Annotated in this window: 15 protein-coding genes; 13 read left to right on the forward strand and 2 right to left on the reverse strand. The window is 39.6% G+C overall.

Annotated features, from left to right (window positions below; all coding sequences use genetic code 11):
* Positions 1 to 29: 29 nt before the first annotated feature.
* Both ACFVSW_RS09935 and gucD read left to right on the forward strand, forming a co-directional pair.
* Positions 30 to 830, forward strand: coding sequence for an energy-coupling factor ABC transporter ATP-binding protein (locus ACFVSW_RS09935; protein WP_387315273.1), 801 nt, complete (start codon positions 30 to 32; stop codon positions 828 to 830).
* 61 nt (positions 831 to 891) lie between these two features.
* Positions 892 to 2,358, forward strand: coding sequence for an alpha-ketoglutaric semialdehyde dehydrogenase GucD (gene gucD / locus ACFVSW_RS09940; RefSeq protein WP_387315275.1), 1,467 nt, complete (start codon positions 892 to 894; stop codon positions 2,356 to 2,358).
* A gap of 350 nt (positions 2,359 to 2,708) precedes the next feature.
* Here gucD and ACFVSW_RS09945 read toward each other — a convergent pair whose 3' ends face one another.
* A complete protein-coding gene (locus tag ACFVSW_RS09945) occupies positions 2,709 to 3,974 on the reverse strand; it encodes a pyridoxal-phosphate-dependent aminotransferase family protein (protein WP_387315278.1) in 1,266 nt (421 codons plus the stop codon).
* Positions 3,975 to 4,303: 329 nt separating this feature from the next.
* Between ACFVSW_RS09945 and ACFVSW_RS09950 the strand changes: the two genes are divergently transcribed.
* Positions 4,304 to 4,795 (forward strand): DinB family protein, encoded by a 492-nt coding sequence (locus ACFVSW_RS09950; protein ID WP_387315279.1) that lies wholly within the window; start codon positions 4,304 to 4,306, stop codon positions 4,793 to 4,795.
* 227 nt (positions 4,796 to 5,022) lie between these two features.
* On the opposite strand, the gene ACFVSW_RS09955 is transcribed toward ACFVSW_RS09950, so the two are convergent.
* Positions 5,023 to 5,235 carry a hypothetical protein gene (locus ACFVSW_RS09955; protein WP_387315282.1) on the reverse strand — a complete coding sequence of 71 codons (213 nt, stop codon included), beginning with the start codon at positions 5,233 to 5,235 and terminating at the stop codon, positions 5,023 to 5,025.
* 371 nt (positions 5,236 to 5,606) lie between these two features.
* Here ACFVSW_RS09955 and ACFVSW_RS09960 point away from each other — a divergent pair, with 371 nt between their 5' ends.
* The 10 genes from ACFVSW_RS09960 (at position 5,607) to ACFVSW_RS10005 (ending at position 15,920) form a co-directional block, all read left to right on the forward strand.
* Positions 5,607 to 7,283, forward strand: coding sequence for an alpha amylase family protein (locus tag ACFVSW_RS09960; RefSeq protein ID WP_387315284.1), 1,677 nt, complete (start codon positions 5,607 to 5,609; stop codon positions 7,281 to 7,283).
* Between the two features lie 85 nt (positions 7,284 to 7,368).
* Positions 7,369 to 8,178, forward strand: a complete 810-nt coding sequence (locus tag ACFVSW_RS09965; protein ID WP_387315287.1) for an MBL fold metallo-hydrolase — start codon at positions 7,369 to 7,371, stop codon at positions 8,176 to 8,178.
* Between the two features lie 49 nt (positions 8,179 to 8,227).
* Positions 8,228 to 8,500 carry an acetylxylan esterase gene (locus ACFVSW_RS09970; RefSeq protein WP_387315289.1) on the forward strand — a complete coding sequence of 91 codons (273 nt, stop codon included), beginning with the start codon at positions 8,228 to 8,230 and terminating at the stop codon, positions 8,498 to 8,500.
* Between the two features lie 177 nt (positions 8,501 to 8,677).
* Positions 8,678 to 9,943, forward strand: a complete 1,266-nt coding sequence (locus ACFVSW_RS09975) for an ABC transporter substrate-binding protein (RefSeq protein ID WP_387315569.1) — start codon at positions 8,678 to 8,680, stop codon at positions 9,941 to 9,943.
* A gap of 374 nt (positions 9,944 to 10,317) precedes the next feature.
* Entirely contained in the window at positions 10,318 to 11,169 is an 852-nt protein-coding gene (locus tag ACFVSW_RS09980) for a carbohydrate ABC transporter permease (protein ID WP_387315291.1), read from the forward strand.
* A 14-nt stretch (positions 11,170 to 11,183) separates the two neighbouring features.
* Positions 11,184 to 12,083, forward strand: a complete 900-nt coding sequence (locus ACFVSW_RS09985; RefSeq protein WP_387315293.1) for a carbohydrate ABC transporter permease — start codon at positions 11,184 to 11,186, stop codon at positions 12,081 to 12,083.
* Between the two features lie 49 nt (positions 12,084 to 12,132).
* A complete protein-coding gene (locus ACFVSW_RS09990) occupies positions 12,133 to 12,831 on the forward strand; it encodes an N-acetylmannosamine-6-phosphate 2-epimerase (protein ID WP_387315295.1) in 699 nt (232 codons plus the stop codon).
* A gap of 57 nt (positions 12,832 to 12,888) precedes the next feature.
* Positions 12,889 to 13,884 carry an ROK family protein gene (locus ACFVSW_RS09995; protein ID WP_387315297.1) on the forward strand — a complete coding sequence of 332 codons (996 nt, stop codon included), beginning with the start codon at positions 12,889 to 12,891 and terminating at the stop codon, positions 13,882 to 13,884.
* Between the two features lie 66 nt (positions 13,885 to 13,950).
* Positions 13,951 to 15,009 carry a Gfo/Idh/MocA family protein gene (locus tag ACFVSW_RS10000; protein WP_387315300.1) on the forward strand — a complete coding sequence of 353 codons (1,059 nt, stop codon included), beginning with the start codon at positions 13,951 to 13,953 and terminating at the stop codon, positions 15,007 to 15,009.
* Positions 15,010 to 15,065: 56 nt separating this feature from the next.
* Positions 15,066 to 15,920 (forward strand): MurR/RpiR family transcriptional regulator, encoded by an 855-nt coding sequence (locus ACFVSW_RS10005; RefSeq protein WP_387315303.1) that lies wholly within the window; start codon positions 15,066 to 15,068, stop codon positions 15,918 to 15,920.
* Positions 15,921 to 15,927: the final 7 nt, after the last annotated feature.

Below are 15,927 nucleotides of genomic sequence, written 5' to 3' on the forward strand. Positions count from 1 at the left end.
GAAATTTCTTTACGAATGGAGGGAATGACTTGAGTTATTTGACTTTAGAAGACGTTTCTTATTGCTATCCTGATGGCTTTAAAGCCATTGAAAATATCTCGATGAAATTTGACCTTGGCGAATCCGTTGCCATCATCGGACAAAACGGGGCGGGGAAAACAACTACAGTGAAATTAATGAATGGGCTTATAAAACCAACAGCAGGAAATGTGACTGTTGATGGCTGGAATACGAAAGAATTTACTACTGCTCAGTTATCCAAGAAGGTTGGCTATGTTTACCAAAATCCGGATGATCAGATTTTTCATAACAAGGTTTACAGTGAAATCGAATTCGGACCTAAAAAAATTGGGCTGTCCAAAAATAGGATCAAAGAAAATATTCTATCCGCCGCTGAGCTGACAGGAATTGAACCATATCTTGATGAACATCCCTATGACCTGCCCTATTCCTTAAGAAAGTTTATAACGATTGCTTCCGTTATTGCGATGAATCCAAAACTTATAATATTAGATGAGCCGACAGCGGGCCAAGATGGTAATTCGCTGAAGAGACTTTCCCATATCATCCATTCCCTCACACGGCAAGGAAAAACAGTGATTACGATTACTCACGATATGGAATTTGTAGCAGAAAATTTCAATCGGGTGATTGTGATGGCAAACAAAAGGAAAATTGCCGATTCCAATAAGAGAGAGATCTTTTGGAATTTAGATGTTCTAGAAGCGGGAAAAGTAAAGCAGCCTCATTTGAGCCAACTTAGCAGAAAATTAAACCTGCAAGATAAAATCATTCATATTGATGAAATGATACTATCGTTAAAAAAATAACGAATAAGCAGACGGATTGTGAGGTTTGCGGATTTGTTTAGAAATGAAAGGCGGAGATTGAATGCAAACGGTATTAAAAGAAAAAACCTTTAAAAATTATATTAATAACGAATGGGTAGAATCTACTTCCTATGAGGTAATTAGAAGTATTAGCCCTATGAATAAGGAAGAAATAGTTGGGTATGTCCAAAAGTCTTCCCGTGAAGATTTAGAAAAGGGAGTTCAAGCTGCATATAAAGCCAAAAAGAGCTGGAGGAAAATGGGTCAGGCCAAAAGAGGCGAGCTTCTATTTAGAGCAGCTGATATTTTAGAAGAGAATCTAGAAGATATTGCAGAAACGATGACTAGGGAAATGGGCAAAACGCTTCCTGAAGCAAAAGGGGAAACCGCAAGAGGTGTGGCGATTCTTCGGTATTATGCAGGGGAAGGGATGCGCAGCGACGGGGATGTAATCCCATCTTCCGACCAAGCAGCACTTTTGTTTACAAGACGGACACCTGTAGGGGTTGTAGGCGTTATCACACCATGGAATTTTCCTGTTGCGATCCCAATTTGGAAGATTGCACCTGCCCTTGTTTATGGAAATACGGTTGTATTTAAACCGGCAACAGAGGCAGCTGTGACGGCTGCGAAAGTGATAGAATGTTTCGCTGAAGCTGGATTCCCAGAAGGGGTAATAAACTTTATAACAGGTTCTGGTGCTGTCATTGGCCAAGGGATAATTGATCATCCGTTATTAAATGCCATCACATTTACTGGTTCTGAATCAGTAGGGGAAGTAGTAGCAAGGTCTGCATCGGCAAGAGGAATCAAGTATCAATTGGAAATGGGAGGAAAAAATCCGGTCATTGTGACTAAAGATGCTGACTTACATGCAGCTGTTGATGCGGTTATTAATGGGGCTTTTCGTTCCACTGGACAGAAATGTACTGCTACAAGTCGTGTGATTGTAGAATCCCCTATCTTTGATGAGTTTAGAGATAAGCTTGTTGAGGCAACTAGACGAATTAAAGTTGGAAACGGATTAGAAGAAGGAATTTGGATGGGACCATGTGCTAGTGAAAGTCAATTAAATACAGTTAGAAATTATATAGAAATAGGCAAAAGTGAAGGTGCTAAGCTTCTAATAGGTGGTGAGTTGTTAGAGGCAAAGAAATATGAAAAAGGCTTTTATATTACGCCCGCCATATTTGAAAATGTAAAATCAAATATGAGGATTGCACAGGAAGAAATTTTTGGACCAGTAATAGTCCTTATCAAATCAGAAGATTTAGAGGAAGCGATTGAAATAGCGAATTATACAAAATATGGATTAAGTGCATCTATTTTTACAACTAAAATTAGTAGCTTGCTTGAGTTTATTGATGAAATTGATGCTGGTCTCGTTCGTATAAATGCAGAAAGTGCTGGCGTAGAACTGCAAGCACCATTTGGAGGTATGAAAGCATCTAGTGTAGGTTCCAGAGAACAAGGTGAAGCGGCAAAGGAATTTTATACATCCATTAAGACCATCTTTATTAAGGGATAATGGAGCTCGGTTACCAATACGAAACATTCACAAATGTTGTTTTTTCAATGTTTGTGAGTGTTTTTTTGTTTGGGAAAAGAGTACATCATACTATTTTTTTATAACTAGCCAGGGGAGTGAGGGTGCTAAGGAATTAAATTTTCATCAAATATTAACATATATTGCCGTCGTTTGGATCAGTCGCCATGGTTAAGAAAAAACAATGGAGAAAAGTGAACAAATGAAAAAGAATGTAAAAAAAGGGAACAAGGTCAATTAAGAAACCTGTTGCCCTTTTTCATTTTACACGAACATTTTGTTATAAATGTCACGCAAGCCCGGTAGGTCTTAACATTTTTTTCATGCTGTTGTTAGGTCAGTTCCAATTCGACCATTTCGATATTTTGGTGCTGTTTGTATTCATCATAGACATCCATTGCCGCCTGCACACTTTCACCCTTATTTACGTTAAAACCTTTTCTAATTAGTGTTGCCTCCAAGGCGGCAAGAACATGGAGAATATTTTTCTTTCGACTACTATATCCCATTGTCCCTATCCTCCAGATCTTTCCATGAAGCGGCCCAAATGAACTAGCAATTTCTATTTCAAAATCTTCTAGCAGCATCGAGCGTACTTCATCACTATCAATCCCATTAGGAACCTCAATGCAGGTAACGACTGGAAGCTTATGCTTTTCATCACCAAATAATTGTAACCCCATAGCTTTAATACCCGCCACTAATGCTCTTTCGTTTAACTTATGACGCGCAAATCTATTTTCAAGACCTTCCTCTAGAACAATACGAAGCCCTTCTCTTAATGCATATTGCATACTAGTCGCTTCTGTATGATGATTGAGGCGTACTGGGCTCCAATAATCTTGGAGTTGCGCTAAGTCAAAATAATTGCTGATAATTCGATCGTTTGAAGGCTCACTTTGAAAGGACCTTAAACCTAGTTCAATACTTTTCCTTTTCAATAGGATTTCTTCAATTCGATGGTTATAAGTAATCGGAGCCAATCCGGACGGAATTGAAAGACATTTTTGCGTTCCACCAATAACAGCATCGAGTTTAAGTTCATCAACCTTAAGATCGACCCCTCCTAAAGATGCTACAGCATCGACGACTAAGTGAACATCTGCATTCCGACAAGCTTCGCCAATCTCCTTTAGTGGCTGTATACAGCCAGTGGATGTTTCAGCATGGACGATGGCGACAATTTTAGGAGAAACTTCATGAATCTTATTAATAATTACTTCCGGATCAAAGACCTCTCCCCATGGAGCTTCCATTGTAATAACTTCTGCACCATAGCGTTGGCAGATTTCAGTTAACAGGTATCCAAACCGACCGAAAATTGGGACTAATACGCGGTCCCCAGGTGAAATGATACTGCAAAGGACAGCTTCGATACCAGATCTGGAAGTCCCGTCAATCGGATATGCCCATTGGTTTTCCGTTTGAAAAAGAGAACGGAGCATCTCCATTGTTTCATTCATTATATTTGTAAATGCTGGGTCAAATTGACCTAATATGGGAGTCGCCATCGCTCTTAAAACACGGGGATCTACTTCTACTGGTCCAGGTGTCATAATTGTTCTATGAGGAACATTTAAATCTTTGTACTTGGTCATAAAATAAAGCCTCCTGATGTGAAAATATAAGTGAAAATTATTTAAAAAAATGAAAGCGTTCCCTATTCATCGACACTTTTTCAAAATAATAATAGAATTTTAACAAGATAAAGCACTTAAATCAACAAGATTCCAAATATTTAAAATGGAAATCATTTTACACATCCGACCGATTTTAAAGCAGAATGTGGTTTTTTATTTGCCGGGGGACAGTCATCGGTCTTCTTTTTTGAAAATTTCCAACCAATAAAAAATACCTTGCCAATTTTAAAGGGTTTTACTTTCACATTTAGAATATATACCTATAACATAGAAGGAGTGTGATTGGGATGTCTCACGTTAAAGATGTACTGGCAGATCAATTGTTAGCAAATGCAAATGACCTTAGCTGGTACGTTCCGTTTTCGGAATCAGTTGCCAACTTATCTGAGGAAGAAGCATTTTGGAAATCTAATGATGAAAGCAATAGTATTGCAGAAATTGTACAACATCTCCTTTACTGGAATGAAACTTGGCAAAAAAGATACAAAAAATCTCATGTGAATGCTGTTGCGCCCATTAGTGACAATAATGAAAGCTTTATTATTCCGGAAAATAAAACGTTTGTAGACTTAAAAAAGTGCCTCTTAGCGGTCCTGCTTCAATGGCAAGACCTACTGACTGAAGAAAAGGTAGAAAATGATGTGAATGGTTTCCCTGAGACCGCAAAGTGGTGGGCAGTTCTAGGAAATTTGTCCACGCATAACGCCTACCACATTGGACAAATCGTTTACATTCGGAAACTACAAAAAAGCTGGAAAACTAATATTAAAGGGGATTAAATGAGGCAAATTACATTTCTTTGTTAGTAGAGAACCGTCTATTGCTGGACAGGACATGTGGCTGCATGTTCGGTCTTTTTTATTTTATGAAATACTTAGTTTTAATATAGAATGTATGTTCTTGTTTCGAGGATAATGTTATAATAATTTTAAAAGTTGCAAGAAGTCTACTTGATAGTGGTATGTCGCTGTATGTAGTAGCCAAGCCGAGGAATTAGAACGATTGCTTAAAAGATCATTCCCATTCCAACAAATATTAAAGAACCACTTTCTTTTATTTTGACTCCTTTAACACCTAACACAAAACTTGTTATCCAAGTAGCGAGACCTGTGAATAAATAAGGATTGAAAACTCCATTACTTCCTTGAGAACTCATGTAAAATAGTAAAGTACCTACTATGGCTAAAATAGAAGATAACAATCCATATTTACCCTTCAAGGTATCATCATCCCTACCTGTTAAAATATTTAATAATTCAGAATATAATCAATTAATTTATAAAGTATAACATAAATCCCTTACTCGCAAAAACAACAAAGTTTGCGAAAAAGCCTTCAAATAATTCTTTTTCAGTTGTTGACATCTGATACTAGTCCCAAAGTAATGCAAAACATTTTTTATTTATACGAGGCTGAACATAAATGGATAAAAAATCCTGTTTTTACTTAAGAAATAAAGAAATTATTCACCAATTCAGATATCTATGTTATTATTTAGACAATTCTAAATATTGGAAAGGAGGGCTGAACATCTTGCACCGAGAGTTACATACCTGAAAAGTTAAATATGGATAGAAAAGGAGCATTTTAATGAAAAAATTGTTTACCTTCTTTACCGCTTTTTTCTTGTTAACTTTTTCTCTGAGTCCAGCCGCCGCGGAGGGTGGAAATGATAACTCAAGACATAAGGTATTAAAAAATCTCGTCAAGAATCAAAATTATAAGGCACGAATGCTGTGGTATGATTTGTCAGCCAACATTGAATATCTAAATACAAAAGAAAAGGTGAAAGATATTGTCGGCAAAACGGCCAAAGCAAATATTGACACTATCATTTTGGATATAAAAAATTCTACAGGATTTGTTGCCTACAAAAGTAATCTGGCGCCTCATGCAAGTACTTCAAAGAAAATAGCCAAATTTCAAGGATATCCAAAAGACTATGACCTCCTGCAAACTGTAATTGATGAGGCCCATAAGCATGGCATCAAGGTTCATGCTGCGATTAACGTTTTCTCTGAAGGGAGTACCTCCGACCAGGAAGGACCGGCATATGAACATCCTGAATGGCAATCCGTTATTTATGAAGGTTCAAGAATCGCAACTGCGGCCAATCGAAGTACGTTAAAAATTGACGGATCCAATGTTCTTCGCCAAACGGACTATCTCGTTGTGTACACACCAGACAAAAACAAAGTCTCTCCCGCCAATCGTTGGGGTGCAGAAGTACAGGTTGTAAATAACATCGTGACTCAGGTTTCGGACCGGAATACTTTCGATGGACCACCTGTGGAGGTTCCTGAAAACGGTTATGTACTTTCCGGACATGGAAATGCCCGTACATGGCTTCTTAATAATGTGAAAGTCGGCGACACGATTGACATTTCCCAAACAGAAACTAAACTGGTCCCAGCTTCAAAGGCTTCCGGCGGCGCCACATTCGTCAATCCAATCCGTGATGATGTTCAAGCCTATGAATTAGGGATCATTGAAGAATTAACAAGAAACTATGACGTGGATGGAATTGTATTAGACCGTGCAAGATATAATAGCATTTACGCAGATTTCAGTGATTTTAGCCGTCAAGAGTTTGAAAAGTATATCGGCCAAAAAGTTGCCAATTTCCCGAAGGATATTTTTGAAATCCAATTTGATAATAGCGGGCAAAAAATTGTTCAAGGCCCATTGTATCAAAAATGGATTGAGTGGAGAGCGGGGAACATCCAGTCCTTCTTTAAGAAAGCGGAAAAGCTGATTCATGATATTGATGAGGATGTATATTTCAGCACATATGTTGGCGCTTGGTATCAAGATTATTACAGTGAAGGTGTAAACTGGGCGAGCCGGACACATAAGCCGGCATACGACTGGACCAGCCCGGATTATCACAAAACCGGCTATGCAGAAACATTAGACTTTATCATGACCGGAACGTATTTTGTGGATGTAACAAAGGAAGAAGCAATCGCAAACGGAAGACCGGCGGAACATAGCGTTGAAGGGTCAGCCGAAGTTGCTATGGACGTGATTAACGAGTCAACGTTTGTATACGGCAGTTTGTATTTAAACCAGTACATCAATAATCCCGAGCAGTTCCGCAAAGCGTTGAGGAAGGATATTGAAAAAACTCACGGGGTGATGCTGTTTGACCTGGTTTACCTTGAGTGGTTCGATTGGTGGCACATTGTTGAGGAGGAGTTTGCAAAACCATCAAAAGCACCTCATCATAATCCAGGCTTCTTAAAAATGATTCGCAGTGATAAATAAAATGGCTTGGGGCAGGTTTATTTAAACCTGTCCCTTTATTGAATTGGACGTAAGACTCATTTTTTAAATGAGAGGATGATTTTAAATGAAAATACAAATTCTCGGTACATCAGCTGCAGAAGGGTTCCCAGGTATTTTTTGCAATTGCGGTCATTGTAAAAAAGCCAGAGCATTGGGCGGCAAAAATATAAGGACACGTTCTTCCGCCATTATTGATGATACGATTAAAATTGATTTCCCACCTGATACCTACCATCATGTTCTCACACATCATTTGGATTTATCATTAGTTGAACACTTATTATTTACACACACCCATATGGATCATTTTAATCCCAAGGATCTTGGCATGAGAACGCCCGGATTTGCCCATGAGTTCTCCTATCCGCTCGAAATATACGGCCATGACGCAGCTATTTTTAAATGCAAAGAGGTCCTGCTCCACGACGCGCAGTACTTTTCTTACACGCTGATGCAGCCATTTGTAACCTATCAAGTTGGCTCAGCCCGTGTTACACCGTTGCTTGCAGACCATAACCCGTATGAAACATGTCTGTTGTTTTTTATTGAAAAGGATGGAAAAACGGTCTTTTATGGCCACGACACCGGCTGGTTTCCGGATGCCACCTGGGAGTGGCTGATGAACAAAAAGATTGATGCAGCCATTCTGGATTGCACGAACGGGCTATTGCCGGAACGGCGCAACCACCTAAACATTGAGGCAGTACAGGAAATTCAAACTGTTTTTAATGAAAACAACATCATTGATGAAAACAGCCAAATCATCGTGACTCATTTTTCCCATAATATCGGGCTGATGCATAAAGATTTGGAGGAAATCTTTGCCCCTGATGGAATTCGAGTTGCATATGATGGAATCGTCATATCTGTCTGAGGCATCGGTTAAGGTGCTTGGTAAAGAATAAAACGGGAGGCAATCAAAATTGTATTCGATCGAAACGTTAATAAAAACAATCGAAACCTATAAACCGGAATTGACAAAAGAGGATGATTTCGATTCTTTTTGGAAAACAACACAGGAGGAATCTGCTCAAGTTCCGCTGCAGCCGATTCTCACTGAGATGGACTACCCAATTGATCAAGTAATTATTCAATCCGATAAGTCAATAATCGTTTATCCGTTTTCCGGTCATGATGCGCCGGGAATTATTTCACATGTAGATGGGACTATTTTGTATATTAAAGAGAATCTATAAAAACTTGTTAAATATTCTAAAAATTAGCGCAACTGTATTGACAAGGTAATTTTTCTTAAATAGAATTAATTATGAAGAATATTTCCTTCATTTTCCTTTAAAATTGGAGCAAATATTCAATTGGAGAAGAGGAATCATTCTATTTTTCTATTAAGGGGGAAGAAGAACTTGAAGAAAATGAAAAGGCTTACAGTACTATTGCTTGTCTTTGCTCTTTTCCTGGCGACTGCATGCTCTAAAAAAGAAAGTGCAGGCGGCGACGGAGAAGGGACGAAGAAAAAAGATGTTGAGATTAAGTTTTGGACGATTTCTCTAAGCCCTACATTTGACGATTACATCAATGGCCTTATTGATCAATTTGAAAAGGAAAATCAAGGTGTAAAGGTTGTTTGGGAGGATATTCCCTTTGACACAGTTGAACAAAAAACACTGACTGCAGCAGCATCCGGAAAACTCGCGGATGTCATGAACTTGAATACGGATTACTTGAAAAAACTTGCGGCTGTCGGAGCAGTAATGGATTTAACAGAAAAGACTGCCGATGTGAAAAATGATTATTTTGAAGGTGTTTGGGACGCTGGAAATTTAGGAGTTAAATCCTATGCCCTTCCATGGTATGTCACGACAGGGGGCATGCTTTACAACAAAGAACTGTTGGAAAAAGCAGGCTTTGATCACCCGCCAGCAACGGAAAAAGAAGCGTGGGAAATGACAGAAGTTCTCTATGAAAAATTAGGTGTGTATGGCAGTGTTCCGGACGAAATTCATAAATACCTGCCGCAAAATGGTGTAGAAATCGTTTCAAAAGACCTGAAGAGCGCTGCCATCAATACTCCGGAAGCACTGCAGATCTTTAAGGAATTTAAGGAGAGATTTAATAAAGGATTAATTCCGAAGGAACTCCTATTGGGACAAGCAAAAACAAATGAATGGTATGCCCAGGAAAAAGTTGCGTGGTGGTTAACCGGGCCTCAGCTCTTCCGCCAAGTAAAGGACTTGTCCCCAGAGGTGTATGAAAAGTCAGACGCAGCTCCGGCTATGGTTGGATCGTCAGGATTCTTGCATATGGCGATTATGAATATTGCCGTATCTGCAAAGACAAAGGCTCCCGAAGAGGCTGTAAAATTTGCTAAATTCGTTACAAATGCAGAAAGTCAATTAGCATTCTCCAAAATTGTTGCCATTATGCCTTCTGTCAAAGAAGCTGCAGCGGATGAATTCTTTACTCAAGGTGAAAATTCGGATGATCCGGCGGAAAAAGGGAAATTTTATGCAGCTAAACAATTGGAGGTTGGAAGAAATATTTTCCCTCCGGTTGAGAATATTTCAGAGATTAACAAGGTAGTAAATGAAGAATTTCAAAAAGTTTTACTAGAAAATAAAGATCCGCAAAAAGCATTGGATGATGCGGAAAAACGAATAAATGACCTCTTGAAAAAATAAGAAAGCTGCATTTCAAAAAGAACAATATCCAAGGATTGGAAAATCATTTCTCTTTGGCATTCACCTAGTGCTTAGTCATAGTGAATGCCTCATTTTTCTTGTTGTTAAGGAATTATATAATTGTAACCTGTGTATAACTTGGGAATCGTTGTCTGAATCCGGCTCCACAAGAAATACTTCGACAGCATAGGCATCGCCCTCCTAAAAGCATTAGCTTTTAGGAGGGGCGCCCAGCCCCTCTATGGTCTACAGCCAAGCCGTCATGAAGGTTAAAAAGCAACCTTCATGACGGCTCGTCTTATACTTGTCGGGGCTGACCGAGGCGCTTGCGCCTTTTGTTCTAACAGCTTTAGTGAATTAGTAGGAGTGGTTGTATGTATAAAGCAAAACACGCATGGTTCTTTTTACTGCCGGCGGGAATATTGTTAACAACGTTTACTTTGCTCCCGGCTCTTGCAGCACTTGGAATCAGCTTCACAAATTATAATGTATTCCAGCCGCTCGAGTGGGTGGGGCTGAACAACTTTATAAGAGCATTCAAAGATGAGGAGTTTTGGAATGCCCTACGGAATACCTTTTATTTTTGGATTTTAGTTACACCTGCACTAGTCGTATTACCCGTATTTCTGGCAATCCTGGTGAATCAAAAATTAACGGCTATTAAATTATACCGACTGGTTTACTATTTCCCCGCACTTGTCTCCGTTGTCATAACGGCTATTCTATGGAACTGGTTGTTTGCGAGTGATGGAATCTTTAATTATCTACTAAGTTTAGTGGGAATCAATCCGGTTGATTGGCTGACAAGTCGGAAATTTGTCATGCCGAGTCTGGCTATGGTGACCATTTGGCAAGGGCTCGGATATTATATGTTATTTTATTTGGCTGGATTACAGTCTGTTCCAACCGATTTATATGAAGCGGCGGAATTGGATGGTGCGAATTTTTGGCAGAAACATATCCATATTACATTTCCAATGCTTAAGCCAATTATCTTCTTTACTGCTGTTATTTCCACGATGTCGGCTTTTAAAGAGTTTACGTTAATGCTGACGATGACGGACGGCGGACCAATTGGGGCTTCAAAGACCGTTGTATTTATTGTATTTGAAAAGGCATTTAGGCAGTTGGAAATGGGATACGCAAGTGCCATCTCATTTATTTTATTTATTATTATATTGATTTTAACCTTGTTAAATAAACGAACCTTAGATCAAGAGTCCTAAAAGGAGGCAGTTCCATGCAACCTGCACAAACCAGCATAAAATCAGTCCCTAAAATTGATCAGAATAAACAAATACGCCATCTGCCGAATAAACGCAAAGCAGGCCGCTTGATTATTTCCTATTTCTTTTTGACCTTGGTAGCAGTTGTCATGATTGTTCCATTTTTGTGGTCATTTTCTACTGCTTTAAAAGGGAAAAATGAAGCAATCTTTTCATTTCCCCCAAAATTTATTCCCGAAAACATTACCCTTGAAAACTTTATTACTGTATGGAACACCCTGCCGATTCCGCTTTATTTATGGAATAGTATTATATTAGCTTTTTGGGGAGTCATTTTACCTTTATTGTTTTGCTCATTGGCAGCTTTTCCGTTGGCGCGGATGAATTTTAAGGGGAAAAATACGGTCTTTCTAATCATCCTTGCGACCATGATGATTCCCGGCGAGGTTACCATGATACCGATCTATTTAATTTTAGAGAAATTAAGTCTGATCGATTCATTTGCAGGGGTTATTCTTCCAGGGGCAGTATCGGCTTTTGGCATCTTTTTAATGAGGCAGGCTTTTATAGGGATACCGAAGGAAATTGATGAGTCAGCCATTATTGATGGCGCCAAACCTTGGCAAATCTGGTGGTATATCTTGATTCCAATGGTAAAGCCCATGCTTTCCACTTTAGCCATCTTAAGTTTCATAGGTTCCTGGAATAACTTCTTATGGCCGCTGCTTGTACTCCAGGATCCTAACTCTTATCCATTGACAGTGGGACTATATGATTTAAAAGGAACGTTTGTCACAGATACCAGATTAGTATCTGCAGGGGCTGTGATTGCCTTAATTCCTATTTTAATAGTGTTTATGGCGTTCCAAAATTATTTTATAAAGGGAGCATACAGCAGCGCGGTAAAAGGATAAATTTCCTTTCTAAAAGGAATCGGATTTTGACCGAAAAGAGGGAGAGACAATGGAAAAACATGAGTTTTTGAACAAAATTAAAGGACGATTAATCGTGTCATGCCAAGCGCTGGAGGATGAACCCCTGCATGGATCTGAAATTATGGCGAAAATGGGCCTTGCGGCAAAAATGGGAGGTGCCGCTGCCATCCGTGCAAATGGCAAAGAGGATATCATAGCTATCCGCAAAGCCACTGGCCTGCCCACAATCGGAATCATTAAAAGGGACTATCATGACAGCGACGTTTTTATAACTCCATCATTAAGGGAGGTAGTGGAATTAATCGAATCAGGCGCGGAGGTCATTACCCTTGATGCAACTGAGAGACCGCGGCCAAAGGGGGTTAAGTTCAGCGAATTGGTTTCTTATATTAGGCAAAACAGCAACAGCCTTATTATGGCAGATGTATCAACGGTCAAAGAAGGAATAGAGGCAGTGGATCAAGGGTGTGACCTGATTTCTACGACACTTTCCGGCTATACCCCTTACAGTCCTCAATTAACCGGACCGGATTTTTCATTAATTAAGGAGTTATCCTCCTTTGTTAATGTTCCTGTGATCGCCGAAGGAAGAATATCAACGCCTGATGAAGCAATTGAAGCGTTTAGAAACGGAGCGTATTCAGTTGTGGTGGGAACGGCCATCACCAGACCGCAAGAGATCACCAAACGTTTTGTTGAGGAACTTAAAAAAGAAGAATATCGATAATAGTCCTATAAGGATAAAAATCTGCATAAAGGAATCGGATGGAGGTGAACCAATAGCATGGAATACTCAATAGGCATTGATATAGGCGGGTCCAAGATTGCCGCAGGTATTATCGATCGAAATGGGGAACCCGCAACGAAAAAGGTATTTTCAACTCCGCAGGGAACGAGAGATTCGATATTGCTATTATTGGAAAATATTATTTTTTCATTAACGGAAACGGCAAACTTTGAAAATAAGCAGCTGATCGGCATCGGGATTGGGACTGCGGGACAAATTGATTTTTACAATGGTAAGGTACTATCCGGGACCCCGAACATCAGGGATTGGAATGATGTAGCGATTAAAGATATTTTATCTGAGAAAACAAATTTGCCCATTTTTTTAGATAACGATGTGAACGTTATTGCCCTTGCGGAGCAGCAGCTTGGCGCTGGGAAAAATATTGATGATTTAATCTGCCTGGCCTTGGGTACAGGTGTTGGCGGCGGCGTCATTTCCGGCGGGAATATGATGCGCGGGGCATGGGGCGGCGGTACGGAGCTTGGACATATTGTGGTGGATATGAATGGTCCGGCCTGCAATTGCGGCTTTAATGGCTGCCTTGAAACTTATGCGTCAGGAACCGGTATTGCAAGAATGATGAGGGAAAAAATTCTTGCCAATCATCGTGCTGAGTATAACGGCTTAGCCTATTTCAAACACCATCCTAATGAAATAACGAGTAAGCATGTATTCAATTTTATGCTGGCTGGAAATGAGGATGCGGCTGAGGTCGTAGACCAGGCTATTCGTGCCCTTTCTTACGCGATTGTTAGCTTGATACATACATTCAATCCATCAATTGTACTGCTGGCTGGCGGTGTATTACAGGATGGAGAATGGTTTATTGAGAAAGTACGTTCAAAAGTAGCGTCTCTTGGAATTCAATCTCTTGTGAAGCCTGTAGAAATAAGGGCAGCACAACTTGGAGTGGATGCAGGGCTTATAGGTGCGGCTATGCAGTCATGGGTATACCGAAATAACCAAAAATTTTCATTTGACCGATCCTAATGAGCAAACAAACTTGAGTGCTGAAAATAATGGTGCCATTCATTCAAAAACTTGGAGGTTTTGAAAATGAAGAAATTGAAAATTGGTGTTATTGGGGGTGGGAGTATCTCGGATCTCCATTTAGACTCCTACTCGAAAAATAAACAGGCTGAAATCATTGCCATATGTGATTTGAATATCGAACGGACAAAACAGAAGGCTGAAAAATATGGCGCAAAATATGTTTACAGCAGCTACAAAGAACTTTTAGAGAATCCCGAAGTGAATGCGGTCAGTATTTGCACATGGAATAATAGTCATGCGGAAATCAGTATTGCCGCTCTTAAAGCGGGAAAGAATGTGCTGGTTGAGAAACCGCTTTGTACGACAATGGAAGATGCCCTGCTTGTGGAACAAACGGTAAAGGAAACGGGGAAACTCCTGCAGGTTGGGTTTGTCAGAAGATACGGTAGCAACACAAATATTCTTAAACAGTTTATCGATCATGATGAACTGGGTGAAATTTATTATGCGAAAGCCTCGTGCCTACGCCGATTGGGCAATCCCGGCGGCTGGTTCTCTGATAAGGAGCGCTCAGGAGGTGGCCCGCTGATTGATTTAGGTGTTCATGTCATTGATCTATGCTGGTATTTAATGGGGCGCCCCAAGGTTAAGTCAGTCAGCGGAAATACTTACTATAAATTAGGAAATCGATCAAATGTGGAGAATCTCTCTTATTATAAGACAGCAGATTTTGATGCATCCAAAAATACAGTTGAAGACCTTGCCAATGCTTTGATTCGGTTTGAAAATGGAGCTTCTTTAATGGTTGATGTCAGTTTTACGCTTCATACGAAGAACGATGAAATATCGGTAAAGCTATATGGTGAAAAGGGCGGGGCGGAAATTGAACCCGAGTTGCTGATTGTTTCGGAAAAGTATGATACGATTTTGAATTTAACTCCACAAGTTGATAGTCTTACATTTGATTTTGTGAAAGGATTTCAGTCAGAGATTGATCATTTTGTAGAATGCTGTTTAACGGGAGGAGAAACATTAAGTCCTGTGGAAGATGGAGTGGAAATCATGAAAATTCTTTGTGGAATTTACGAATCTAGTCAAAAAGGGGTGGAAATCAAATTTTAAATAGTTATACTATTTACGAAATTAAATATTTAATTCCAGGAAGGATAGGGAAAGAAATGAGTACCACTTCGTCCAGCCCAATGATTCTGATTTCAAGTATTTACAAGTCCCTTACCAAGGCAGAACAAAAAGTTGCCGATTTTGTTATGGCTGACACAAAGGAAGCAGTTTATTCATCTGTAACCGATCTGGCAGAAAAGGCGGGTGTCGGTGAAACGACAGTCATCCGTTTTTGCCGCAAGCTCGGATACCGAGGTTATCAAGAATTCAAACTAGCAGTTGCACAAAATCTCGTAAGTCCTGATGTACAAGTCCATGGGGAAATTGAGGAATATGACAACCTGGAAGTAGTGTCTAAAAAGATTACGAACCAGAATACACACGCACTTGAAAATACACTTAATTTGCTGCAATCCCAAGTATTGGAAAAAGCTGTAAATGCTATCATTACTGCAAAACGGCTGTATTTCTTTGGGGTTGGGTCATCCGGTATAACTGCTTTAGATGCAAAGTACCGATTTATGCGTTTTGGTTTTAACGTGGAACATTCCTCCGATTCACATATCATGGCGATGAATGCAGCTCTTGTTGGAGAATGGGATGTTGTTTTTGGAATTTCAACTTCCGGCAGTACAAAGGATGTTGTCGATGCTATTCGGATTGCAAAAGAAAATAATGCCTTTGTTATTTGCATTACGAATCACGCAAAATCTCCGATAACACAATATGCGGATGTCATCTTACTGGCTGCTTCAAAAGAAACGCCGCTCCAAGGAGGGGCATTTGCTTCAAAAATTGCACAGCTTCATTTGTTGGATATTTTAACAACAGCTGTTGCTCTAAGACAGAAAGAGAACATTTTTCATTCTATTGAAAAGACTGCTAAAGCAGTTTTGGATAAGATGTATTAACCCCGTT

This window comes from Neobacillus sp. NPDC058068 (assembly GCF_042885335.1).
Classification (GTDB): domain Bacteria; phylum Bacillota; class Bacilli; order Bacillales; family Cytobacillaceae; genus Neobacillus.

Coding starts and splice junctions, on each gene's coding strand:
- ACFVSW_RS09985 (WP_387315293.1), top strand. CDS start 11,184: ATGCAACCTGCACAAACCAGCATAAAATCAGTCCCTAAAATTGATCAG.
- ACFVSW_RS09995 (WP_387315297.1), top strand. CDS start 12,889: ATGGAATACTCAATAGGCATTGATATAGGCGGGTCCAAGATTGCCGCA.
- ACFVSW_RS09960 (WP_387315284.1), top strand. CDS start 5,607: ATGAAAAAATTGTTTACCTTCTTTACCGCTTTTTTCTTGTTAACTTTT.
- ACFVSW_RS10000 (WP_387315300.1), top strand. CDS start 13,951: ATGAAGAAATTGAAAATTGGTGTTATTGGGGGTGGGAGTATCTCGGAT.
- ACFVSW_RS09990 (WP_387315295.1), top strand. CDS start 12,133: ATGGAAAAACATGAGTTTTTGAACAAAATTAAAGGACGATTAATCGTG.
- ACFVSW_RS09980 (WP_387315291.1), top strand. CDS start 10,318: ATGTATAAAGCAAAACACGCATGGTTCTTTTTACTGCCGGCGGGAATA.
- gucD (WP_387315275.1), top strand. CDS start 892: ATGCAAACGGTATTAAAAGAAAAAACCTTTAAAAATTATATTAATAAC.
- ACFVSW_RS09965 (WP_387315287.1), top strand. CDS start 7,369: ATGAAAATACAAATTCTCGGTACATCAGCTGCAGAAGGGTTCCCAGGT.
- ACFVSW_RS09975 (WP_387315569.1), top strand. CDS start 8,678: ATGAAAAGGCTTACAGTACTATTGCTTGTCTTTGCTCTTTTCCTGGCG.
- ACFVSW_RS10005 (WP_387315303.1), top strand. CDS start 15,066: ATGAGTACCACTTCGTCCAGCCCAATGATTCTGATTTCAAGTATTTAC.
- ACFVSW_RS09950 (WP_387315279.1), top strand. CDS start 4,304: ATGTCTCACGTTAAAGATGTACTGGCAGATCAATTGTTAGCAAATGCA.
- ACFVSW_RS09945 (WP_387315278.1), bottom strand. CDS start 3,974: ATGACCAAGTACAAAGATTTAAATGTTCCTCATAGAACAATTATGACA.